Here is a 24,400-nt window from a genome sequence, read left to right as displayed (position 1 = left end):
ATTATGAATGATAATCCAACTTTTATTTTGGCAGGAAATGGTCCTTATGAAAATAGAGGCTGTGAAGCTATAGTGAGAGGAACAGTCAAGATTCTCCGGCAATATTATGATAATCCTTCTTTTGTATGCGTAAGTCTTTTCCAAAATAAAGAGCAATTTGAAAAACAATGCCAGGAAGAATACGATTCCGCAATTATCCATAAACAAGTAAATAAACGTCAAAGTAAATACGATACAAGATGGCTTTTTAGGTTACCACTCAGGAAAATCTATCCGCGAGCATATAAGAATTGGATGTATAAAGAAATGCTTCCTTATATCGCGCAATCAAAAGCTGTATTATCAATTGGTGGAGATAACTATTCACTAGATTATGGTATACCTAAGCCATTTACACATTTGGATGACGTCGTTTTGGAAAGAAACAGGCCTTTGATAATATGGGGAGCTTCTGTCGGGCCATTTACCAAGAATCCAGAATATGAAAAATATATTGTAGACCATCTCAAACTTGTTACAGGAATTTTTGCAAGAGAATCAGTTACTCTTGAGTATCTAAGGGTAAATAGAATTGAAGGCAATGTGTTCAAAGTTACTGATCCCGCATTCTTAATGGATGCCAGTGAACCACAATCAGATAAAAAAATAAAGATTGAACAAAATTCTATTGGAGTTAATTTAAGTCCACTTATGGCAAGATATGTAAGTGGAGGAGATGAAGAGAGATGGACAAAAACTGCAACTAACATTTTAATTGAAATTGCCAAAAACATAGATGAACATATATACTTAATTCCTCATGTTACAGTATCTCATTCTAATGATTATTTGTTTTTAAAAAAGGTTCAGTCAAATATGAAAGAATATAGGGAAAAAACTACTTTGATTCCTCCCATATATAATGCCTCAGAAACTAAATGGATTATTAGTAAAATGAAACTTTTTGCAGGTTCAAGAACTCATTCAACTATTGCAGCTTTATCCTCGGGAGTGCCAACTTTAAGTTTTGCATACAGTAGTAAAGCTAAAGGGATTAATAAAGATGTATTTGGTCATGATTTTTATTGTCTGGATTCAAAAGAAGTTAATCCGGAAAATGTTACTAAAAAAATAAAAACAATAATTGGACAAAATTCTGAAATAAAAGCAACTCTGAAGGAAACGATTCCAAATATTCAAAAAGAAGCGTTGCTAGCAGGCAAGTTTCTTCATGAAATTACAGGATGAGATTTTTGTGATAAAAAGATTAAATTGTGACGAGAGAATGCCGCTTGTATCTGTCGTAATTCCTCTATATAATAAACAGCTTTATATAAAAAGAGCAATCGAATCAGTTTTGATTCAAACAACCCAAGATTTTGAAATAATTGTTGTAGATGATGGTTCAACCGATAAAAGTGCAGAGATTGTACAAAATATTAATGATAGAAGAATTAGGTTAATTCAACAGAGAAATGGAGGAGTTTCAGTTGCACGGAATCGCGGAATAAAAGAAGCAAAGGCAGATTTAATTGCTTTTTTGGATGCAGATGATGAATGGCTTCCCGATTTTATTAATACTGTTATAGAACTTCGACAGAAATTTCCTGATGCAGGAGCATATTTAACGAATTATTTTCACTACATTAATACTAATATTGAATCACAGAAAAAAATATATGGTATCCCTACACAAGCTTGTTTTGGAATCTTACATTCATATTTTGAGTCGGCTACAAAGGGAGCTGATCCAATCACTTCTTCAAACGTCTTAATTCCAAAACAAATCTTTGATATAGTAGGCAAATTTCCAGTGGACGAATCTTGGGGAGAAGATTCAGATATGTGGGGTAGAATAGCATTAAGATATCCCATTGCATATAGTGGAAAAAAATGTAGTATATATCATGCCGAAATTCGAAATAAAAACTTTATAAAACATGAAGCGATTGAACATCATCCGTTCGTAAAAACAGCAAATTTAGCAATGTCAAATAATGAGGTGCCTCTTGAAATGTGTTCACATTTGAAAGAATACATGGCAAAAAGACAATTAGAAACGGCATTTCGAAATTTGTTGGCTTCCAGACCTGATCTTGCGAGAACAAATATAAAGGAATGTGAAACACATATTTACAACAAAAAAAAGTATTGGATTTTGTTCTGGACTTATATACCTTCGAAAATATTTTTACTTTTAAGAAGCTGGAAAACAAAAATAGAATAACTTCTTAGATATGATTAAATGAGTGGCTCTATAGAAATCCTCATTTAAATAACAAATATAATGGCATGCCTTCCAATATTGATCATTAATAGCTCGATTTTAATTTCTCTTGCTTGATTCCAGTGCTTCCTAGCCTTTGTTTCCTCCCCATATTTCCTTTTGAGGACTGAGAACATTGTTTCAACCAGATTTCTTTTATGATAAAGCTCTTCATCAAATTCTAATAACATTTTTCTACGGTAATGTCCTTTAATTTTTTTTCTTTTCCTTTGTCTTAGAGGAATTATAGCTACTGCATTTAATTGTTCTCTTGTTATCGAATGTATGACTTCTGAATCGTAGCCCTTATCCATCACATAGTAGTTTGATCTTCGAGTTTGATGACATTGCTTTAACAACGTTTTTGCATGTTTTGCATCATGACTTGGTTTACCTAATATCTTAAAACCAGTAATGACTAACTTATTAGTATCAACAGAAGTACTTACTTTCATGAATGATCTACGTTTTTTCTTTGTTCTGAGTGATAATAATAGCTACGATAACCACTGGTAAATCCACTTGAATCAATAGCAGTAACTTCTATCCTTTTCCCATATGAATAGAACAGATCAAGCGTTTTCTTCAGTAATCCATTGAAGTAAACAGGCTTAATTTTTCTAACTAACTTACGAAGTGTAGTATAATGTGAAACTTGTTTTAATCCTATTTTGGATTTGACTGGATTCATCAATTGAACAAGTTCTACAATACTTCTGTAATCGGTCTTCAGGTACTCCTTTAACCCAACTTTGACAGTCAAAATTAATAAAAGTGTTCTTAGCTTTGTTGTGTTGACTAGACATGCAAGCAAAACTAAGAACATTTGACATTATTCCCAATGAGAATATATGCTTTCCTATCGGATCCATCTTGGCCGTTAACCAACTTTAGGCAGCGTAACTAATTTTCTGTAAAATACAATAGTCCTGTACCTCTTAGAATAATTGGACACACCTAAGAAGGTACAGGACCATGAATCTATATGACCTATTAGAAGATTATTTTGTCGATAGAGAAGATGCTGTAAGAACTCTTATAACCTGGTTCTTGAACCAGGTTATGGAAGTTGAGGCCTTACAGCAATCAGGTGCAGAAAAATATGAACGTAACGAGAACAGAAAAGCTCAGCGTAATGGTTACAAAAAGCGATCCTTTACAACCAGGCATGGCAAACTGGAATTACTGAAACCTCAGTTACGTGATGTTCCGTTTACGACACAAGTATTTGATAGATACTCCAGAACAGAGAAAGCATTGGAGAATGCAATAGCAACCAAATACCGTACAAGCAAAAGGGGAACTATCAATAAAACCAGATATAACCCACATAAAGTCAATTTTGTGAGATATGCAGATGATTTTATCGTCACTGCTGATTCAGAGAAAGTAGCTAAAGACATTGCTGAGATCATTAGACAATTCCTAAAGGAAGAGGGCTGGAACTATCACAGGAGAAAACTCTAGTGTCTCATATAGACGATGGATTCGACTTTCTTGGCTGGAATTTCCGGAAATATAAAGGGAAACTTCTAATCATGCCCTCGAAGAAATCCATAGAGAAAATCACTAAAAACATTAGTGAATTGATTAAGAAAGGAAAGGCTTGGTCTCAGGAATCACTCATTCTGAAATTAAATCCAATTATTATTGGATGGACAGGATACCATCAATCAGCCGTATCTATGGACATATTCAATAAACTAGATTCTAGGCTTTGGGATATGCTCTGGACATGGGCTAAAAGAAGACATCCAGATAAATCATCTCGATGGATAGCTAATAGATATTGGCACAGGATTGGGTCAAGGAAATGGGTGTTTTCTACCGGTAAGTATAAGCTTAAATTCTTCACGGATACGAAGATAATCAGACATCCATGTGTAAAATTGGACAAGAATCCTTATTTAGACAAGGAATACTTTGACTGGAGAAGGAATTATTTGAAAAAAAAGGGGGCATCAGTGCTTCTCTGGAAAACTGAATTCCAATTGAAGTGAATAAAAGCAATTGTAGAGAATTGCTAATAATGCTATAACTAAAGTATGAATCGCTGCCCGATACAGAAAGGGTATAGAATGCTTGAGCGGTATGAAGGGAAACTTTCACGTACCGTTCTTAGAAGAGGGAGAGCGAGTAATCGCTCTTTTTTATTCGACTGTTGCGTGTAAGTTTTCTTGGAATATTTACAACCGTATATCTTCAAATGTGAGTTTCCTGATGCAGCTAACGCTGCATCAACAAACTTTAAGTACTTGTTACTCAAAACACTATTCTTCCCCTTTGTGTTTTTCGGCAAGTAACACTTTGGGGTTTTACCTTTTTTAAACGACTACAGAATAAATTAAATAATGAGCCAATTTCATAACTTCTCTGAATCCTCTTTTCCAGCACAACATGAAACATGCAATATCTAAGAATCCTTTGAAAACGATGTTAAGTCTTTCATACCTAGTTGCTAGTTTTCTAAATCCCATATTCAACCACGCAAAGAATCGTTCTATTGTTCCTCTTTTAACATAAGTTACGGGATTGAATCTTGTAGGTCTTCCTCTTTTTCTTGTTTTAGTATTCCTAGGATTTATCGGAATGTTGCTTTGTATTCCTCTAGACCTTAAATGTTTTCTTATGTCTACATCATCGTAAGCTGCATCTGCCAGTACCTCTAGGGGTCTTGTTCTCGATCTTCTGTTAGTCTTGATCTTGATATCTTCGATTACTTCAATGAAATGTTTCCTATCATGATCTGTTCCATAAGATAGTTGAATGGTCAAAGGAAATCCTTCACAGCTTATACAAGCATGGATCTTTACTCCATTCCTTTTCTTGTGACCGTTGTATGCGGAATCTTGTCCCCTTTTTTAGTTTCGACAAAAGTACTATCAACACATACAATGTCAATGGAGAACTTTCCATCATTATAAGCGGAATCCCGAAGGGATTCCATAAGTTCTTTCCATATTCCTTCCTCTGACCACCTTTTTAGTCTTCTCCATGCAGTTGCATAGGAGCCATAACATTCAGGCATATCTCCCTATCTGCAACCAGTTATCAGGACAAAGAGAATACCATTGATGACCTTGCGGTCATCAGCTCTCTTCCTCCCGGTTATTGGCGGTGGTGGTAAGTGTGGTTTAATAAACTTCCATTGTTCATCAGAGAGTTCTCTGAATTCCATTCACATCCTCACAATACCATTATGGAAGATAGTATTTATACTTTTGACATGGGTTCAGTAAATAGATTTTCTACAGAGCCGAATATTGAACTTTCTTATATAGATAATCATAGTATTTTTTAAATCTAGATCTCAAAAACCTGAACCTTCTTTTAGCAAGAATTATTACTTTTAGAGGAGGAGATGTAGATAGTCCAAAATTTTCCGATAACATTTTGTTAGCAACTTCACATTTGTCATTAAATCTAATAGGACTAATTCTATTTAGAAGCACATAATATTTTGTGTCAACTGTAGACAATAATAAAAATAATCGCAATATTTTGCTTTTCTCTAACCTTGACTTCTTTTTAATCGATTCTAAAGATTCATCATGTCCTTTAATATATACTACACTTGGAAAAGGAATTGAATCTGGCTTTCTTCCGTTTTGAGTTGCAACCTCTACATGTTTACGGTGACCTCTGTGCTTGGAGAAATAGCATTCCATATCATATGGAGATTCCGGCATCTCTTCTGGATAAAAATATCCAATATAACATGACCCACATATAGTATTAAATTCATCTTTTCTTCTTAATTCTCCATCAACAACATCAAGTACATATCCTTCAAATATTGTGTAACCTCGGCGATTATCATCAGACAATACAAAATCAACCAATTCTTTATGAATCAAATCATCTGCATCCAAAAACATGACATAAGATGGTTTTATTGCTACTTTTTTCAAATGAGAACCTATTAAACGTCTAGTCTTTATTTTATCTACATCACGTTCATGGATTGAAGTGGGCGAATCAAAATCAGGAGTAATTAAAGTTGTTTTACTTGTATCTATCAATAAAGTTAAATCATCGGGATCACGAGTTGCAATCAATATATGATAATTTTGATTTGATGAATTGCTTATGGATTTTAAAGTGTTTTCTAAATTTGATAACACATCCTCCCAGTTTACAGAGTTCACTTTTGGTTTTAATGATATAGCAAAATAAAATTCAGTCAATTTTTATCTCCTTTCTCAGTAACATAATATTAATAATTAATTTAACTAGGTCTTTGTCGAAATTCTCGTTAAACGAGAAAACGGATAATTATTACCACTTACCACTGAAAAACACAGAGTTCGTTGAAAACCATGCATTCATTTAATAGTTTACTTTTATGCTTCTTCTGTTGTTCATTGAAGATAAAGTAGAGTTCTACGGAGCCAAGAAAATATAATTTAACATCTATATCCTATAGCATTTTTATTCTTGGCTATAAAATATACTATTTAAGTTTATACCGTAGGCTCAGTTGATTTCCGCATCAAGAAAGTAATTATATCAACTAATCTGCTTTCCCTTTTTCCCAATTCAAATTTAGTAATCACTCGTTTCCTTGCATGATTTCCATCCATATTTAAAGCTTTTTTAATTGCTTCAACAGCTGCAGAAGTATCATCATAAGGAACAAGAATACCTGCGTCCCCTACAACTTCAGGAAGTGCAGCCCTGTTTGTTGCAACAGGAATACAACCACATGCCATTGCTTCAGCAAGTCCCATACCAAAAGACTCATAATAGGACAACTGGCAATATACTTTAGATTTTGATAGCCAGTTTATAACTTCATCATTAATTATATTTCCAGTGACAATAACATTAGTTGGAGGATTTTTTATATCATAACCGGCGCTACCTATAACTACAAACACTAAGTTTGGAAAATGTGCAGATGCTTCAACAAAAGTTTTAATCCCTTTTAGTTTGTAACGGTTAGCAATTGTTACAACCATATTTTCCTTTTTATGAACACATTGTTTTTTTTTTGTGTCGATTCCATTATAGATAACTTCCATTTTATTAGGCTTTTGCCACCTTAGCACTTCTTCTTTAGTAAAGTTTGAAACTGCTAGCACAACATCAGCATATTTCAATACAAAGTTAGAAAAAAATCTACTTCTCTGATATTTTCGCATAGCGCCATAATCAATTTCTGGAAGGTATGCAACATCTCCCCCACCAGCAATGACTATTGATTTTTTGCGGAAAATTTTCGATAAAATTACTGCTAAAAATGCATGTCCACCAGCAAACCAAGAATATGTAATATCAGATTTACTGATAACTAAAATCAACTTAAACAAGTCAAACATTGATTTAAAATTAAGTTCATAAACTGTGAAATGTTTTGAAAGCAAATCTCGATCTTGTTTTACAAAAAATTGTAATGAGTAGTAGATATAAGCAATCTTTACTTTATTTTTATTTTTTGCATTATCCACTAAATATTCTCCTATCAATTGCCAATTAATTAGTAAATTATAAATCGGTTAAAAATGTTAAAGGACACCAATGTTTATATCGTTTTTGACCTATTTCATTAATAAGGCAAACTATAGGCATTCATTTGAGTCTGAAATGTATACTTCATCAAATAATTAATAATAACATATCATAATTTTTGAGGAAAAATGAAGACAGTCAATCTTTTCATATCCGTAATCACCCCCGTATACAACGACCCAGAGGGTCTTGCAGACACATTACAATCACTGGTTAAACAGGATTACCCACAAGACAGCTTTGAGATTATCGTAGCAGATAATGGTTCTATAGATGAAACTTTAGATGTTGCAAAAAGATTTCTGCAAGAATACCCTAAATTGATGGAAATTGTCATTGAAAGCGAAATCCAGAGTTCCTATGCCGCCCGCAATAAAGGTATAAAGGCTGCAAAAGGAGAGATTATTGCTTTTATAGATGCAGATATGTCTGTGGAAAAGGATTGGTTGACTAAGGTTAGTTCATCAATAGATAGGTATGATGCCTATTATCTCTCATGCAAAGTAGACCTTTTTTCCGAAAGTAATTCCTTATCAGCATCATACAACAAATTATCAGGCTTCCCCATTGAAGAATATATTAATAATCGCCATTTTGCACCTACTTGCTGCCTAATTGTTCGAAAAAAGGTTTTTGACGATATAGGTTTTTTCGATTCTAATTTGATTTCAAGTGGAGACTATGAATTTGGTAACAGAGTGTATAATTCAGGCTATAAATTACATTATGATTCTGATATAGTAATGAAGCATCCTGCAAGAACAAGTTACAAACAACTTATGAAGAAATCATTTCGCATTGGAAGAGGCTTTTATCAGCTTTCATACTATTATCCAGATATTTACAAAAAGATGAACCAAAATATAGCAAGTTCATTATCCGGAAAAAGCAATAAAACATGGAGTTTTTTTACGTTTAAAAAAGATAATGAAGCATGGAACAATATATCTGCAATAAGTAAATCTACTTTATATATAATTGATATAACAAATAAACTGATAAAACCGATTGGCTATTTCTATGAGAAATACTTTAAAATAAGAAGTAGATGAAATTGTACCATTCCTCATAATACTTGAACTAACCATATTGAATATTAGAAATGTTAAATAATCAATTCACGAGTGGAATCCATGACTAATGCAAGAAAGAACGATATAAAGAACAGTATCCCATATTTAGCAGGCATTATCAGTGCATTTCTAATAGCCTTCTACATCAGAACAGTCCCAAAGGCAGGCGTCTTTATCTCCGACAACTTTGTCAGGTTCGGAGGTAACGATCCCTGGTACCATCTAAGAAATGTTGAATCAATCATACATAACTTCCCAAACATGCTATGGTTCGATGCGTATACGCAATTTCCAAACGGTACCAACCAGGTATTTGCACCACTCTACGACATGGTACTGGCCACGATTATCTGGGTATTGGGAGCAGGTAATCCTGATCAGAACCTGATATACACTGTCAGCGCCTACTTCCCTGTAATTCTGGGTGCGCTCGTTGTAGTCCCAACATATTTTGCTGCAAAATGGCTGTTCAACAGGGAAGTTGGTTTACTTGCATCATTTCTTATTGCAATATCCTGTGGTCAGTTCCTCTCAAGATCAATTATAGGATTCAACGACCACCATATAGCTGAAACCTTACTGAGCACTTTAACAGCGATGTTCCTGATAATGGCAATAAGAAAAGCAGACCATGGGAAAATTGCTTTTTCCGACCTGAAGAACAGGAATATAGATCAAATAAAACCTGCAATCCCATATCTGATACTCACAGGCATATCATTGGGAGCATACACCCTTGCATGGAAGGGAGCACTGTTTTTCGGTTTTATTATTGGCGTATACATAACCGTCCAGCATATAATCAATCACATGCATGGAAAAAGTACGGATTATCTTGCCATCAGTGGAATGGTCGTTTTTTTCATCGCACTATTAATGGTACTCGTGACCCCATATCTCGGGGGAACAAAATCATTGTACATAATGGGATTTCTTGCAGGCATTATCGCCTTCCCAATATTCACCCTTATATCGATCGAGATAAATAGAAGAGGATTGAAGCGCTATTATTTCCCTGTATCAATCCTGGTATTGTTAACGGCTGTGATCCTTGCAGCAAGACTCTTCTCAGAATCGGCATATTCCCTCATAACAAGTGTCTTCAGTTACTTCATGCGCACAGGCGGCGGCCTGACCATCGCAGAAGCCTCCCCCCTCCTATCTGTCGGCGGTCAGTTCTCCCTGGAACCTCTCTGGTACAACTTCGGACCCTTAGGATACATCTCATTTATCGCACTTGCAGTACTGATCTATAAGGCATTCACCCAGAAGAACACGCCAGATCACACGTTCCTGCTTGTGTGGACACTAATGATCATCTGGGCCATGCTGCAGCAGAACCGTTTTGCATATTATTATTCGGTGAATGCGGCTATTCTCAGCGCATGGATTGGTATCAAGGTGCTTGACCTTTCCGGGTGGCGGGATCTTGTGGACAGCATCAGGTCAAAGACGTTCAGTGCAAAGAACATTAAACTGATGCATATCCTTTCAGCTGCGTTCATTGTGCTTATCCTCATATACCCCACATACAGCCTTGCAATGCAGCAGAACCAGGGCACAGGAGGCCCCAACGGTTACTGGATTGAAGCTACCCAGTGGCTCATGTACAACACTCCTGATCCCGGGCTGGATTACTACGAAAGCTACGAGAGGCCTGCACCTGGTGAGAGATACCAGTATCCGGATGAGGCATATGGCGTGATGTCCTGGTGGGATTACGGCCACTGGATAGAGGTCATAGGACATCGAATACCAAACGCCAATCCGTTCCAGCAAGGGGTTGGCGGGCGCAGGAACAGTATGGATGAGGAGAACCGGCCGGGCGCATCAACCTTCTTCACAGCCCCGTCAGAAGATGAGGCGACCGCGGTCCTTGAAGCAGTCCATCCTGACCCTGATAAGGCAGGTGCCCGCTATGTTGTCTCAGACGTTGAGATGGCTACAGGCAAGTTCTATGCTATGGCGGCATGGACACTGGATACTGCGGACTATTACGTACCGGTTCAGACAGATGTTGGTTACCAGAACGTGCCTGGGCAGAGGTATTATGATTCAATGGAGGCCAGGCTGCACATATTCGACGGTAACGGTCTGAAACAGTACCGTATGGTGCATGAGTCACCTATCGGGAACACACAGGAACCAGGATATAAAAATGTCTATAACGTGCTCTTCGGAGGCAGCCTTGAGGAGATAAATACTGGTTACGTGAAGATATTCGAGTATGTTGACGGTGCACAGATAACAGGCACAGCACCCGAAGGCGAGACCGTGACCATCAGCAACACGATCCGGACGAACCAGGGACGCACGTTCGTCTACTCCCAGTCGACAACCTCAGATGGCACATATAATTTCACCGTACCTTATTCCACAGAGGGTCCCATAGAAGGTGAGACACAGTTCGATACCGCACCAACAGGGCCATACACCATAAACTATGGTAGCACAAGAGAAGAAGTAAGCGTTGGTGAGACTGACGTGCTAAGCGGCAATGTGATAGATATCTGATCTGTCACGTTCCTTTTTGGCACATCCTTTTTTTTATTATTTAGTTTTGTTAATTCCTGTTGTGCAGTATCCAGACCTAGTCAACTACTCCACCCTGCCAGCTTTCGGCTGTCGAGGATGGAGCTTGAATGTCTTGTTCAAGCATTCGTCTGGGTGGCTGACAGGCACCCCTGAGATAACGAGGTATACCCAATATCTCGTGTTCTTTTTTCGATATTCATAGCAGCATTTAGGTCTGCGTTGTTCTCATATCCACATTTCTTACAGGCAAAGTTCAACCTGTTCCTGTTGTTCTTGGCAACATGGTTACATTGGTTGCATTCCTGCGAAGTATGAGCAGGGTCAACAAATTGGATTTTGATCCCTGCTTCTATTGCTTTGTACTCGATGAAATCCTGCAGTTGTCTGTATGCCCAACTACTATGATGATATCGATTGTTTCTACGAGTTTTCCTTACTCTGTTCTCACGGATACCTTTCAGGTCCTCTAATCCGATTATGGAAACATTGTTCTCAATAGCGAATTTTATTATTTGTTTAGAGACAACATGATTTACATCTCGCATAAGACGTTTCTCTTTATCAGAAAGGTGTTTGATCATCCTTTTTGCCGATAAAGTTCCCTTCGATTGTAAACGTGTTCGCATTGACTTGTATTGATTCCTGATATCCTTGATATGACCTCCTGCAAAGAAGTTACATTTCTTTTCAGTGGTCGATGCAACAGCAAGATAATTCATTCCCAGATCAACACCCATATAATTGGATGTTTCTTCCAGTTCTTTTTCCGGAACATCTTTTTCAATGGATAGATGGAAATAATGATTACCATCTTTATGTCTTAGAACTTTTGATGCTGTGAATTTCCATGTCCCATCGAAGTATTGCTGTGCATTATCATAGTTTTGTATTTTGTATGATTTCCTCCCATTGTTGATTGTTGTAATAGCAACTGAATCTTGACTGATACTGAAATCTCTTTTATAAGAAAGTGTCATCGAATAAGGACTGAATGTTATTTCCTTCCAGTTTACTTTTCCTTCTTTGATCTGTTCTTTCAGGGTTTTGTAGCATCCTGCTACTTGTCTTGGGATATTACAACTCATCTGGGATTTCAGACCGATTGTTTCTCTCAGATATCCATAAACAATTTGTTGTAGCTTGTAAGAACCAATTGTTTTTCCATAATGGAAAACAACAGAAGAAGCATGATTCATACCTTCAGAATATCTTTGCATGGTTTCCACCAGATTGTTATCTGGATTTTCTATTTTCAGAATAACAGTTTTAGTAAGTATCATGCAACAATCTTCTTTCAGATAATTTAATATCTTGTTTGCCTTTTTTGGAGGAAATCGTTATTAGAATAATGGTTTTTATGTTATAAATACCTAAATGTTGGATGGGTGGACGCATTCCTCCCCAACCTGTCGCTACGCTCCGAGGAGGGGGACTCCTGCTCTAGTTGTTGAACCAATACATGAATGCAAAGGCCAGGGAGACTCCATGGTGCCTTTAGTCCTTCTGGCAGATTGCAGATTCTCCGCTATCTAGAAATAGCATTATATCGAACCTATGTCAAAGTGATAAGATGGAAAGGATCATCAAGGGAAAAGCATGGGTATTCGGTAACGACATTGACACGGATGTAATAATACCCGGCAAGTACCTCCGCACAACGGATATGCAGGTGTTTGCCGATCATGCCATGGAAGGCGTTGATCCGGATTTCCCGCAAAAGGTGCAAAAAGGAGATATCATTGTCGCAGGGGACAACTTCGGATGCGGATCATCCAGGGAGCAGGCGCCCCTGGCACTCAAGCACGCAGGGGTTTCCTGCGTTGTCGCGAAGTACTTTGCCAGGATATTCTTCAGGAATGCCATAAACGTCGGCCTTCCCCTGATTGAGGCGGATGTGGAATGCCAGGAAGGGGACGAAGTTGAGATAGACCTTCTTGAGGGCACCGTTGAGGTCAACGGACAGACCTGCCAAGGAAATAAGTTACCGGACTTCCTGCTGGAAATACTTACCGACGGCGGGCTTGTGGCACACAGGAAAAAGTTGCAGAAGCAAGAGAACATTTAACTTAGATACATGATCTTTCCTGACGAGTATAAGTACGTAGGAATGAACAGAGCCATTCCGGAAGATGCTGATGACAGACGAATCTATTTTCTTACTAAATATCTTATTGTAGAGGACATAGTGGAAGGTGAGACTGGCTATTCCTTATACAGTGTGCAAAATACCGGAGAACAGCTCTTAAGAGATATAGCCAACCTTGAAAAGCTAGCATCCGGTGAAGAGATAATCCGGTATGATAAAGAACTCAATATCAAGGACCGGACACTTCTGATTGAAACCGCGCATAAGCTGTGTGAAGGGAAAGTCAACACTGTGATATTCACAGGTATAGATAAACATGTGACCTTTGTGCACAAACCGGATCTTAACGATATACTTGATATAGAGATAGTCGATGTGGTGCCTCCCGAACCCTCCTGGCTTGCAAGTGTATTAAGAAGACTTGAAGAAAGCGGGATGTTCGGGGATCTGACGATCAGATTCTCAGAGAACCTCACAGACCTTCGGCAGTTCGAAGGGGAGAATACGGTCTTTCCATGTTCATCCTCGGGATTGAAAGGAAAGTGTCTTGACTGCGATGTGATAAAAGAGGATGGGTCACTGCTTGTAGGATGCGAGATATCCAGAGAACTTTTCGAATCAAGGTTTCCTGATCTGGAATATTCATTTATCAACATCTGTCCATTCAAATCTGATGTGTTCAAGCCAGCGAAGCCCTTTATCACCAGGTGCTGCCGCTCGGAGAAATCAGGGATAGTGACGATCAACGGCATTAAGGGCGCTGTGGTCCACTGGGGAGCATCGGAATTCTATGTCGCAAATACTATATGGGAACTTGTAAAGGAACTGCGGGAAAGGACAGCTCACAGGTGAATATATGAAACTCGCAATAATAGAAGGAGACGGTATAGGAAAGGAAGTAATTCCCGCGGCGGTCAAAGTGCTGGATGCCCTGAGGATGGATGTTGAGAAGATTCCCGTAGAGCTGGGTTACGGTAAATGGGAAAGGACAGGTTCGGCCATTACCGATCAGGACATCGATATCCTGAAAAGCTGTGACTGCATTCTCTTCGGAGCTGTGACGACCCCACCAGACCCTGATTACAAAAGTGTGCTGCTGACCATAAGAAAGGAACTCGACATGTATGCCAACATACGCCCCATCAAGCCTTTGCCCTGCGTGAACGGCATCCTTGGCAGGAACGATTTCAATTTTGTCATAGTACGTGAGAATACGGAAGGGCTCTATTCAGGGATCGAAGAGATAGGAGAGGACGCTTCATATACGAAGAGGGTCGTTACCAGAAAAGGATCGCAAAGGATAGCAGAATATGCCTGCAAACTTGCAAAGAGCAGGCAGAACAAACTGACCATCGTCCACAAATCCAATGTTATGAAATCGGACAAGCTCTTCCTTGATGTATGCCGCAGCACCGCAGCCGCACATGAGGTTGAATACGGTGACGAACTTGTGGATTCCATGGCCTATAAGTTAATGGTCTCCCCTGAAAAGTACGACGTGATAGTCACAACGAACCTTTTTGGGGATATCCTGAGCGACATGTCAGGAGCACTTGTGGGTGGTCTCGGGCTTCTCCCGAGTGCAAACATCGGTGCAGGACATGCGTTCTTCGAACCGGTTCATGGGAGCGCACCGGACATTGCAGGAGAAGATCTCGCAAATCCCATAGCAGCCATCCTGAGCCTGAAGATGCTCCTTGAATGGCATGGTAATATGACAGAGGCAGCACTTATTGAAGAGGCCCTAGAATCCACACTCAACCGGGGAATTAAAACACCTGATCTTGGTGGAAGCTTCACTACAGAGGAAGTGGCTGAATCCATTGTAGACCACATCAGAATCAAATTCAAAAACACTTACGGAACCGATTGAGCTGACCGGGATATGTCCCTTAATTATTCGAGTATTATATTCCATTTAAGACGCAAAGGTGCAAGAAACGTTAACTCTGCACCTTAGTGTCTTCGCGTTTCTGTTATTCCTGTTAAAATTGGTTGGATGAAGATTGTTCTTCATAGAGATTTCCTGAACAAAGAATTCATCGAGAACAAGACATCAACTGTTTCCAGGACATCAGCGGTAAGAGCCTGTGGACTTGTCCTTAAAAGAGGAAGGAATGAAGCAGGAAGCGTCTCGGTCTTTAGCCGAGATGTAGTTCACCCACCGTTTTCACCAAGCCCAAAAAAAGCCTATTCATAGACATGCTCTATACAAGTAGGCACGTCCTTGGGAGCAGCTTCCTTTTTCTTGAGACTTTCATATTTAACAAGGAACTCCGTTAATGCCACGTTCACAAGATCGGACATACTGGAAAAGTCCCCGGCCTCGACCAAAGCATCGACCTGTCTCTTCGTATAAGGGCTCACGGTCGCACAGATCGTGTTCTTCTTTCTCTTAATTTTTTCTGCCATATTACATTACTATTGTAAAACTATTGTGATATATACGTTGTTCTAACAATTGTTATACAAATACTATGCAATGACAATTTATATATGCTTACAGTTTGTACTAGCAATTGTAATGTAATTGTTAGTAAGAGGTTTGAAACATGGGAATAGCTAAAAGTGGAGGATACAAAGGCCGACCGATAGGATCCACAAAGGACCGCTACTGGCTAAGTGAAGGGCATCGAAAAAGCAGATATAATCATGCTATGGACTTCTGCGAGCTTACGATAGACCAGATCACAATATGTCCGGTCTGTCAACGCCTGGGTGCAAAATGCATCGAGGCACATGTCACAAAGTCCCTTGGTGCGCGATCAAACTGGAGATGTGTTTGTGGGCATCAGTTCACCAGATCAATAACCCCTGAGAAGATGGTCCAATACTATGCTGAGGATCTCAAGAGGATGATCGAATCCAATGCTAGGGAGGCTACATTATGACCATCAACAACATGGCTCTTGTAGAGGGCAGTATAGTGGCCGAGTGTGTATGTGACGGTTGCGGGTACATGTTCAATATTGATTGGCAATACAGGATCCAAGCCATCTACTGCCCTGAATGTAATGAAAAGGTCTTACCAGGAAATCCCGGGGGAAATGTTTGATGAGCGATACAGAAACGCGTATAGCTTACACCCAAGCCTATGAGATCTTTACAAAGGTTGGTGCAGAGGTTGATTCCAAGGGTAACATCAAGCCGAATGCACAGATCAGCATATGCAGGAGGCTTGAGAGCGGGGATGAGATCAAAGAGCTGATACATGCCGACATTTCCAGGGGTATCGAGGAGGTAATGATCGCAATTCATGATATCCTCAAAAGAGGTGCTCAGTGATGGTGATCTGGTATTGTGATCAAATGCTCCATATGGTGCAAAACAGTGTGAAGGGTAATATAAATTGCATTGAGGTAAGAAAATGAAGATTGAAAAAGACAGACTCGTACCTATCCTTGAAACATTGGGATATAACACGATCGGTAACACCGATGTCTGGAAAAAGGCCAGTGAAGACCCGGGCGACTCCATATTCTGGGGTGTGGACTTCAAGAAGAACGAGGTCTTCAAATGGGTAAAAGACCATCGAGAGTATGACGCACATGCAGATCCTGTTCTCATGGAGCTTAAGACCCTTGCAGAAAGTATTGAAGAGCAAAGTGGTGAAGCTCCAAAAGACGAAACCTTAGCCGACCAAAGCAGAGAGGATTGTCCGCAAGAGCCCACCAATGAAGACAATGCACCCAGCTCTTATGAAAATAACGCTTTACTAGACCTCATCCACGGCTATGTCGGAAACGATGTACTCGAGGTGTTCGGAGACACTGGCAGTGGTAAATCAAAGTTTGCCATGGCCGTTGCAAAGGAGGTCATTGCATCTGGAAAGAAGGTGTTCTATCTCGACACCGAGAGGAATCTCACTGAAACAGACATTGCAGGTCTGAAAGGATGTGAGTACAAATACACGCCTATTATCGATGAGATAGATTCCATATGCCAGAAGCTTCCTGCAGTGGACGTGATCATTGTTGATTCCATCGGCTTTCCTATCCTGACATCATATGCAAGGCTTAGTGTCAAACAAAAAGGAGACGCTCTGTTAAAGCTCATAGCTATTTTTGGTGATCTGAAGAGCTGGGCATATAAGAACAATGGTATAGTGCTTGTCACCAACCAGCCAGAGTCTGAGTTCAACAAGGCACCGAACCATATCCTCCGACCATTCGGCGACAAGAGCCAGTTCGCTGCCAAGGAGATCTGGAAAACAGAGATCGTGGACCGCAAGCCTGCTTACACCAATATCCGCATCAGCGCATTCAGGAGTAGATCAGTAGGCCACAGAACCAAGATCGCAGACATGAAGATCAGCAGCAATGGAGTGGAGCTGCAGGGTTGAGCCTAACATGATAGAGGGTGGGTTAAGAAAGAACTAAACAGGATATGAAAGGAGCTAGAATCCGATGTCAAGCACCACCCGGACATCGCGCTTCCAGCCCCCTCTTGTCATTCCCCGCACAAATCAGGACAAGCGCATTGCAACAGCATACAATCTGCTGAACGCATATCAGGAAGGACCGTATATGGTGCATAAGACCACACGTGCCGGTTGTACGACAGCGTTAATAGCCGAATCCCTGAACCGGGAGGAACGGTTTTTAGTCGTTGTCCCGACTAATAAGATTGCTGACAAGACCGTTACAGAGGACTCCATCAAATACTCTGACAGGGATGCATGCAATATCATCCGAATCCCTTCCAACCATGCATGCCTGAAGAACCAGGAGCTATGTGAGCGATATCCAGACCTGAGAAGTCTGCCGATACTGCCTCTTGCAGATAGTTGTCCTGGATGTGAGAACTATTATTCCTGTCCTGTTACGCGTATACTTCACGAACACAGAACATGTGATGGTATCGCACTGACCTATCAGAAGCTGGTAGCTTTGATGATGGCAGCAAATAGCAGACCAAACACCACGGCCGAGCAAGTGCTGCAGAACATATCCCGTATTCACAATGCTGTTTTCGATGAGGTCCACGAGATCCAGTACGGAAGGTCCACAGGCATAGCTATCTACAGTGATGCCAGAAAGGGCAATCGATGGTTGGACACTGCTCAGTACATGTCACTGATGAACGATTTCGAACATATACGCAAAGTGCTCGTTGCCTTTAGGATGCTGCTGGACGAGGCAGACGTTCAGAATGCTGTGATGCAGACGTACAATAATGCTGCAGATGACAACTATTACCGGCACAAGCTGAGCAAGACCCTCAAGAATTGCTATTGTGACATGGGAGGCGAGAGCAGCACAAAGTTCATTATGGCAGTGTATAGCGACATAATCAAGCTCACAATCGCCAGGAAAGAATACAAGCTGTCCATGCCCGACGTGCTTGCTCTGTACAGGATAATGAACATTGTCACAAGTGAGCAGGTCGTGATACACGGCACCCGTGACCGGGGAGCCATCAAGATAATGATGGTTGCGGTGGACCGGCTCTTCACTGACATGCTCAGATCCTTTATCATGAGCATCCAAAATAAAGCCAAACGCACACTATTAACGTCGGCCACCATCTGCAGCCATGACTACGACCAGTATTTCATGGGCAAGACGCGTTCACATGACATTACCTTCGGGACGGGAGGAGACCCCATGGAAACCAACTCGAAGATGCTTATCCTTGCGGACTCGAAGAAGTATGGATCTATTGGCAGGAACTCCCGCTACAACAAAAAAGGAGAGATATTGGACAGAATAAGCACCCTGCTCGATCTGTACGGGGACGACGACTGCACCATCATTACACTTAGCATAGCTGAGGCTATGGAGCTTGAGAAGGATCTGGAGGCTTTCGGCCATCCACACCGTGTGACCTATTACAAGGCTCCTGAAATGATGGGGGTCTCCTCTGATGCCAGGGTCATGATCGCTGTGGGGGTCGCTGATAAACCGAGTAATTCCTTTGATGCCATATGCAACACAAAGGAAGAATCTCTTATCCTGCGAGAGGAGGCCATGCACTGTGACACCTGGCAGGCGTGGTCCAGGGCCAAGGATCCTGCAGGTATTGTTCCAAGCCTTGTGTTCGCATTGGGTTGTAGTCTGGAGCAATGTGCTAACGTTGTCACGTGGGGATTTGGGAGAACTATAGAACTTGTCCAGGGAGATGATCATCGTAGAAGATCTGTTAAGGTCCGTGTGGACAGACAGGTGATAACGTCGCCGAAGGTTACACAGTGTCGTGATTTTAAGACAATGCTTGAGCTTGCTAATTCACATAAGACATTTAAAAATGATTTTGTCAAAACCGAAAGGATGGCAAAACATTGCCAGAACTCCCCTATTAATTATATTATAGGGGAGATCTGGCAAAAAGTTACCATTTTTTACAATGTTTTGAAGTTCCAGCTTCTACAAGGTTACCTGATAAACCGCCATGACACCTTTGCTGAGCAGGGAATTGGTGGCAGCTATTTCAGGATATCAGCACCTGTGACAAAGACCTTGATCCAGAACCATCTCAAAGGCAAAGTTACAATCGGAGCGTATTCAACGAGTGAAAACGGTACTTGCAAGTGGATATGTTTTGATATTGATGCCCATAGGAAAAACGATGATACAGAAGAGGATGCTATCCAAAAGGAGATAAAGGCCGAGGATGACCTGCAGAACCTGACATCCTTCATGGACCGTATGCAGCTAAAGTACCTGGTAGAGTCCTCCGGTTCTCCTCATTCGTACCATGTATGGTTGCTCATAAAGGAGGTGGAGGTTGAGAAGGCCTACTACTTTGCCAATGCAATTGCCAAGGAGGCAGGTTTTGATGGCGAGGTGAACCCTAAACAGAGGACATGGAACAGGAAGAACCAGTATGGCAACCTTGTGAAGCTGCCTTTTGCGTTGCACAGAAAACACAACGTATTCTCGTATATTCATGGATGGGAAGGTGAAACAATGAACATTGGCGTCTATGATATCTCAGATATCGAGATCCCAAAGGTCAGAAAGAACAGGAGCAGATCTGCAAAACCCTTTAACATAAAGCTCAAAGGTGTCAGACCATGCATCCTGGCAGCCCTTGAAAAGGAGTTGTCCGGGGAGCAGGGCAATAAGATGAGAGTGGCTATTGTTCGGGAGTTCTACAATTTTGGTATGAAAGATAAGCAACAGCTCATCGATATGTTCAGAGGCCAAGCTGATTTTAGATACGACAAAGCAGAGTACCATGTCAACAAGGTCATCGAAAAAGAGTACAATGTCTGGCCCCAACAGACCCTGCTTGAAAGATGTCCCCAGTATTTAAACTGCGAGAGTTGCGATAGGTTCGATTGCAAGGGAGTACAATGACCTCCACTCCGGTATCGTGAACAACACCCTATGAGTAAGGTGGTAGTTGACATAGTTTCTATTTCCAATAGAGGTATTTTGCGCAAAATCTCCAATATTGGTGGATATTTAATGCATAAAATCTCCATTTGTAATGAAAAGTTATATATGTTTTTATTGTTAAATACTATTCATGGATACGAGACAGATGAAGGAACTTATAGTAGAACAAAAACATGAATTTGAAAGGGAAAAGCCGATAATAAGACGTCAGAAGATCGAAAAGATAGATAGTTTGTCCAAGATCCCCCACATTGTGCTTATTACTGGTCTTAGAAGGGCTGGAAAAAGTACTCTTCTAAAGGAAATAAAAAAGCAGTATTATCCGGAAGAAAGTGTATATTATATGAACTTTGAGGATGAAAGACTGCTTGACTTTAATGTTAGTGACTTTAATACCCTTTACGAATCATTTCTGGAAGTATCAAAGGAGAGCAGGATATTCTTCTTTGATGAGATACAGAACATATCTAATTGGGAAGCATTTGTAAGGCGAATGTATGACCGTGGTTTCAAGTTCTATATCACAGGGTCTAATTCTTCATTGATGAGCAGGGAACTTGGAACAAAACTTACGGGAAGACATGTGAAATTTGAGCTTTATCCGTTCTCATTCAAAGAGCTGATAGCATCGCAGGGTATTGAGACAGGGAAGGAGTTCTATCTTACCGAGGAAAGAGCAAGGATAAAAAAAGAGTTTGTTCAGTACCTTGAAAATGGTGGAATTCCCGAATACCATATTTACAGGAACAAGGATATAATAAGAAATCTTTATGATAATATTCTATATAAGGATATTATCGTAAGGTATGGAATAAAGGATGAGGCTGCAATAAGGTCGCTTGCAAATTATATCATAACCAATCCCGCAACTGAGATAAGTTATAATCGACTGAAAAATGTTCTCAATATTGGTAGTCAGACCACAGTAAAGAATTATATTGATCATCTGGAGAACTCTTACCTGATATTTACCATAAATGCTTTTGACTATTCTCTTAAAAAGCAGATGTACTCAAAGAAGAAGGTCTACGTGATCGATACAGGTCTTATGAACATCCTTGCATTCAAATTTTCAAGGGATATCGGCAAAATGCTTGAGAACATAGTATTCCTTGAGCTGAAGAACAGAGAACATGATGTTTATTATCATGCAGGTAAGAACGAATGTGATTTCATAATAATGGAAAAGCAAAGTATCACAAAGGCAATTCAGGTGACTCAGATATTACAGGAGTCTAATGAAAGAAGAGAGGTTGGGGGTCTTATGGAAGCCATGGACAGATACAAACTTCAGGAAGGTCTTATACTCACGGAAGACACTGAAGATGTGTTCGAAAAGGGTGGTCGGAAAATAATTGTGATGCCTATCTGGAAATGGTTGCTTGAGTAGATGATCTGATATTTAACTTTTAGAGCGGGAAGTCCCCCTCCTCGGAGCGGAGCGACAGGTGGGGGATGAAAGCGTTCTAGGTCATATGCAAACAGTATCAGATACCAACTTTTAAATATATTGTGTACGTTATATAAAATAGGTATATCATATGCAGTTAACCTTACCAGTCAAAATACAGCCTACTCCAGAACAGGAACCTGTTATGTGGGACCTGTCTGAAAAATGCAGGCTTGTATATAATTTTGGATTAAGTGAACGTAAGGATGCATATAAAAACAAAATTAAAATCAGTTACCGAAAACAACAGGATGATCTACCTAATCTTAAACAAAGATTTCCTGAATATAATTGGGTATATTCCAAAGTATTACAGGGAGCCCTTAAGTGTCTTGACAATGATTACAAATCTTTTTTCAATTTGCGAAAGAACAAGGACATCAGAGCAAGAACACCTAAGTTCAAAGGTAAACAGTATTTTACCACGATGATATTCAATCAGTCTGGATTTGAGATATCCGATTCAGATGATAATGTTATCATAAGTAAATCCATGGATACCTGTATTCATACGCCCGGTGCGGTATATTCGGACCAGGATAAAATCTACATTAATTTTTCACATAAACATCCATCGAGGATACCTTTGAAGTTTGAGCTACCTGTTGATGTGTTCAGCAACCAAATACTCAAGGATGCTACTGGTATCAAACAGGTTAATCTGTATCAAAAAGACAACAAGGATTTCTATATATCAATTACCTACGAAGTGCCTATAGTTAGATACAATCATGTTGGTTCGTACCTGGCCATTGATATTGGTGTTGGTAAACAAGCAATGGTTGATTCAGATGGCAAATTCACAGAATTGGTGAATCGTCGTCCTGATAAGTACTGGGAGCCTAAGATCCAGTCCATTCAGTCAAAACGTGACCATTGCCGTAAACATAGCAGGAAATGGACACGATTGAATGCAAATCTGGTCAGGATGAAGAGAAAATCATCTAACCAGTTAAAAGATAATCAACACAAGATAACCAGGCATATCGTTGAAAATAACGATGTCAATGATATCATCATGGGTAAACTTGATATAAAACAAATGGCTTCGAAGAAGCCTAGATCAAGTAGGAAAGAACGAAGTCAGAACAGAGGTACCCATAACTCTGGACATATGGGAAGATTTGCTCAATTCTTGACCTATAAAGCCGAAAGGCTGGGTAAGAGAGTAACAAGAATTGATGAATCATATACTTCAAAAGATTGCTGTGTTTGCAAAAGTAGACAGGACATTGGACTTGATGTGCGAACATATATATGTCCGATCTGTGGAAACATTCTCGATAGGGATTACAACAGTTCAGTGAACATTCTGTTGAGGTATTACGAACATAATGCTCTGTGGACGAGCTATCAACATCTCGTTGGTAAACTGCGACAAACAGGTCTATGGATTGGGATCATTCCAAAGGGAATGATACTAAAATGATGTAGATACTCGTAAGAAGCTCCTCCCTCGACTGCGTTAGCAGGCAGGGAGGAGTAGTTCACGAGAGAACAATAACCAGAGCCGTGTATCCCCTCTTGTATGCGCTTTGTTAAAGCTTAACAACAAGAATACGGAAACTGGACCTCTCAGCTCTTATCAGGACAAGACAAAGATGATCTGTGCAATATTAATTGCATACAATTGTACACAAGAGTACAACTGTAAACTGACACACTCCCACGACTAAAGTGCGTGGAGTTCTACGGTTGATTGCTTTCTAACCATTGCCGCTTTGGGGATGCCAGTATTCCCCTTTGCTACATCACTTTCTGTAACAAATCGAACTATGTTTGGAGATAATGCGATATTGAAAGCAGCATTAACATCCGCATGTTCAACGTGTCCACAAGAAGGACACTGGAAGTTTTTGCCATTTCTGTTCCCTATATGACCACATCTGCTACATGATTGAGAAGTATATGCAGGGTCGATATAAGCGATAGGAACTCCAAGTAGTTTGGCTTTGTATTCTATCATCATTTGAAGTTGATAGAAAGACCAACTATTCAAGGAATAACGGAATGACTTTACTTGGTTCTTGTTATTACGGATACCTTTGAGTTCTTCGAGCTTGATTCCGTAGCCATTTTCATAGGCATTATCCACTATTTTCTTGCTGATTTTGTGGTTAATATCACGGACAATTCTACTTTCACGGTTTTTTAGTT

Annotated in this window: 26 protein-coding genes and 2 pseudogenes; 17 read left to right on the top strand and 11 right to left on the bottom strand. The window is 39.9% G+C overall.

Going from position 1 to position 24,400, the window contains the following annotated elements:
* The first annotated feature begins 3 nt into the window (after positions 1–3).
* Together CUN85_RS10260 and CUN85_RS10255 are read left to right on the top strand one after the other, a co-directional pair.
* Positions 4–1,227, top strand: coding sequence for a polysaccharide pyruvyl transferase family protein (locus CUN85_RS10260; protein WP_135390232.1), 1,224 nt, complete (start codon positions 4–6; stop codon positions 1,225–1,227).
* A complete protein-coding gene (locus CUN85_RS10255) occupies positions 1,211–2,206 on the top strand; it encodes a glycosyltransferase family 2 protein (protein ID WP_135390231.1) in 996 nt (331 codons plus the stop codon). Before CUN85_RS10260 ends, CUN85_RS10255 begins: the two co-directional genes overlap by 17 nt.
* A 44-nt stretch (positions 2,207–2,250) precedes the next feature.
* Here CUN85_RS10255 and CUN85_RS13665 read toward each other — a convergent pair whose 3' ends face one another.
* Both CUN85_RS13665 and CUN85_RS13660 read right to left on the bottom strand, forming a co-directional pair.
* Positions 2,251–2,700 carry a transposase gene (locus CUN85_RS13665; protein WP_394346223.1) on the bottom strand — a complete coding sequence of 150 codons (450 nt, stop codon included), beginning with the start codon at positions 2,698–2,700 and terminating at the stop codon, positions 2,251–2,253.
* Positions 2,697–3,071 (bottom strand): hypothetical protein, encoded by a 375-nt coding sequence (locus CUN85_RS13660; RefSeq protein ID WP_394346222.1) that lies wholly within the window; start codon positions 3,069–3,071, stop codon positions 2,697–2,699. The genes CUN85_RS13665 and CUN85_RS13660 overlap by 4 nt, the downstream gene beginning before the upstream one ends.
* Positions 3,072–3,220: 149 nt before the next feature.
* On the opposite strand from CUN85_RS13660, the pseudogene CUN85_RS13025 reads away from it, so the two are divergent.
* Positions 3,221–3,529 (top strand): annotated as a pseudogene (locus CUN85_RS13025) (transposase); the annotation flags it as partial.
* Positions 3,530–3,711: 182 nt separating this feature from the next.
* Positions 3,712–4,245, top strand: a complete 534-nt coding sequence (locus CUN85_RS13020; protein ID WP_167848855.1) for a group II intron maturase-specific domain-containing protein — start codon at positions 3,712–3,714, stop codon at positions 4,243–4,245.
* A 116-nt stretch (positions 4,246–4,361) separates the two neighbouring features.
* On the opposite strand, the pseudogene CUN85_RS13400 reads toward CUN85_RS13020, so the two are convergent.
* From CUN85_RS13400 to CUN85_RS10215, 6 genes and pseudogenes are all read right to left on the bottom strand, one after another.
* Positions 4,362–4,544: pseudogene (locus tag CUN85_RS13400) on the bottom strand (hypothetical protein); the annotation flags it as partial.
* A 25-nt stretch (positions 4,545–4,569) separates the two neighbouring features.
* The gene (locus tag CUN85_RS10235; protein WP_235856293.1) at positions 4,570–5,040 is read right to left on the bottom strand and encodes a transposase; all 471 of its coding nucleotides are present in this window, start codon (positions 5,038–5,040) and stop codon (positions 4,570–4,572) included.
* Between the two features lie 14 nt (positions 5,041–5,054).
* Positions 5,055–5,273, bottom strand: a complete 219-nt coding sequence (locus tag CUN85_RS10230; protein WP_135390229.1) for a transposase — start codon at positions 5,271–5,273, stop codon at positions 5,055–5,057.
* A gap of 6 nt (positions 5,274–5,279) precedes the next feature.
* Positions 5,280–5,423 (bottom strand): transposase, encoded by a 144-nt coding sequence (locus CUN85_RS10225; protein WP_135390228.1) that lies wholly within the window; start codon positions 5,421–5,423, stop codon positions 5,280–5,282.
* Positions 5,424–5,493: 70 nt separating this feature from the next.
* Complete coding sequence (locus CUN85_RS10220; RefSeq protein ID WP_135390227.1) at positions 5,494–6,432, bottom strand: hypothetical protein; 939 nt, start codon at positions 6,430–6,432, stop codon at positions 5,494–5,496.
* Between the two features lie 276 nt (positions 6,433–6,708).
* Positions 6,709–7,695 carry a glycosyltransferase family 4 protein gene (locus CUN85_RS10215; RefSeq protein ID WP_135390226.1) on the bottom strand — a complete coding sequence of 329 codons (987 nt, stop codon included), beginning with the start codon at positions 7,693–7,695 and terminating at the stop codon, positions 6,709–6,711.
* Between the two features lie 189 nt (positions 7,696–7,884).
* On the opposite strand from CUN85_RS10215, the gene CUN85_RS10210 reads away from it, so the two are divergent.
* Positions 7,885–8,808: a glycosyltransferase gene (locus CUN85_RS10210; protein WP_135390225.1), complete on the top strand. Its 924-nt coding sequence runs from the start codon at positions 7,885–7,887 to the stop codon at positions 8,806–8,808.
* A gap of 81 nt (positions 8,809–8,889) precedes the next feature.
* On the top strand, positions 8,890–11,343 hold the full coding sequence (locus tag CUN85_RS10205) for an oligosaccharyl transferase, archaeosortase A system-associated (protein WP_135390224.1): 2,454 nt from the start codon (positions 8,890–8,892) through the stop codon (positions 11,341–11,343).
* Between the two features lie 137 nt (positions 11,344–11,480).
* Here the strand turns inward: CUN85_RS10205 and CUN85_RS10200 are convergent, their stop codons facing one another.
* A complete protein-coding gene (locus tag CUN85_RS10200; protein ID WP_135390223.1) occupies positions 11,481–12,644 on the bottom strand; it encodes an RNA-guided endonuclease InsQ/TnpB family protein in 1,164 nt (387 codons plus the stop codon).
* 290 nt (positions 12,645–12,934) lie between these two features.
* Here CUN85_RS10200 and CUN85_RS10195 point away from each other — a divergent pair, with 290 nt between their 5' ends.
* From CUN85_RS10195 to CUN85_RS10180, 4 genes are all read left to right on the top strand, one after another.
* Positions 12,935–13,429, top strand: coding sequence for a 3-isopropylmalate dehydratase small subunit (locus CUN85_RS10195; protein ID WP_135390222.1), 495 nt, complete (start codon positions 12,935–12,937; stop codon positions 13,427–13,429).
* A gap of 9 nt (positions 13,430–13,438) precedes the next feature.
* Positions 13,439–14,302, top strand: coding sequence for a DUF7714 family protein (locus tag CUN85_RS10190; RefSeq protein WP_135390221.1), 864 nt, complete (start codon positions 13,439–13,441; stop codon positions 14,300–14,302).
* Positions 14,303–14,306: 4 nt separating this feature from the next.
* Entirely contained in the window at positions 14,307–15,323 is a 1,017-nt protein-coding gene (locus tag CUN85_RS10185; protein ID WP_135390220.1) for an isocitrate/isopropylmalate family dehydrogenase, read from the top strand.
* Between the two features lie 126 nt (positions 15,324–15,449).
* Positions 15,450–15,650, top strand: coding sequence for a hypothetical protein (locus CUN85_RS10180; protein WP_135390219.1), 201 nt, complete (start codon positions 15,450–15,452; stop codon positions 15,648–15,650).
* Here the strand turns inward: CUN85_RS10180 and CUN85_RS10175 are convergent.
* Positions 15,641–15,862, bottom strand: coding sequence for a hypothetical protein (locus tag CUN85_RS10175; RefSeq protein WP_135390218.1), 222 nt, complete (start codon positions 15,860–15,862; stop codon positions 15,641–15,643). The two genes, CUN85_RS10180 and CUN85_RS10175, sit on opposite strands and share 10 nt — an antisense overlap.
* A gap of 140 nt (positions 15,863–16,002) precedes the next feature.
* Here CUN85_RS10175 and CUN85_RS10170 point away from each other — a divergent pair, with 140 nt between their 5' ends.
* The 7 genes from CUN85_RS10170 (at position 16,003) to CUN85_RS10145 (ending at position 23,672) form a co-directional block, all read left to right on the top strand.
* A complete protein-coding gene (locus CUN85_RS10170) occupies positions 16,003–16,341 on the top strand; it encodes a hypothetical protein (protein WP_135390217.1) in 339 nt (112 codons plus the stop codon).
* Entirely contained in the window at positions 16,338–16,505 is a 168-nt protein-coding gene (locus tag CUN85_RS13015) for a hypothetical protein (protein WP_167848856.1), read from the top strand. The genes CUN85_RS10170 and CUN85_RS13015 overlap by 4 nt, the downstream gene beginning before the upstream one ends.
* Complete coding sequence (locus CUN85_RS10165; RefSeq protein WP_135390216.1) at positions 16,505–16,735, top strand: hypothetical protein; 231 nt, start codon at positions 16,505–16,507, stop codon at positions 16,733–16,735. Before CUN85_RS13015 ends, CUN85_RS10165 begins: the two co-directional genes overlap by 1 nt.
* Positions 16,736–16,817: 82 nt before the next feature.
* Positions 16,818–17,792, top strand: coding sequence for an ATP-binding protein (locus tag CUN85_RS10160; protein WP_135390215.1), 975 nt, complete (start codon positions 16,818–16,820; stop codon positions 17,790–17,792).
* Between the two features lie 64 nt (positions 17,793–17,856).
* A complete protein-coding gene (locus tag CUN85_RS10155) occupies positions 17,857–20,751 on the top strand; it encodes a TOTE conflict system archaeo-eukaryotic primase domain-containing protein (RefSeq protein ID WP_135390214.1) in 2,895 nt (964 codons plus the stop codon).
* A gap of 172 nt (positions 20,752–20,923) precedes the next feature.
* Positions 20,924–22,183 carry an ATP-binding protein gene (locus CUN85_RS10150; protein ID WP_135390213.1) on the top strand — a complete coding sequence of 420 codons (1,260 nt, stop codon included), beginning with the start codon at positions 20,924–20,926 and terminating at the stop codon, positions 22,181–22,183.
* Between the two features lie 151 nt (positions 22,184–22,334).
* On the top strand, positions 22,335–23,672 hold the full coding sequence (locus tag CUN85_RS10145) for an RNA-guided endonuclease InsQ/TnpB family protein (RefSeq protein ID WP_135390212.1): 1,338 nt from the start codon (positions 22,335–22,337) through the stop codon (positions 23,670–23,672).
* Between the two features lie 243 nt (positions 23,673–23,915).
* On the opposite strand, the gene CUN85_RS10140 is transcribed toward CUN85_RS10145, so the two are convergent.
* A partial coding sequence (locus tag CUN85_RS10140) for an RNA-guided endonuclease TnpB family protein (RefSeq protein ID WP_205804425.1) occupies positions 23,916–24,400 on the bottom strand: 485 nt, incomplete at its 5' end.

The sequence above is a fragment of the Methanolobus halotolerans genome, from assembly GCF_004745425.1.
GTDB lineage: Archaea > Halobacteriota > Methanosarcinia > Methanosarcinales > Methanosarcinaceae > Methanolobus > Methanolobus halotolerans.
Note: the sequence above shows the minus strand (reverse complement) of the source record. Positions and strands in the feature narration are given on the sequence as shown.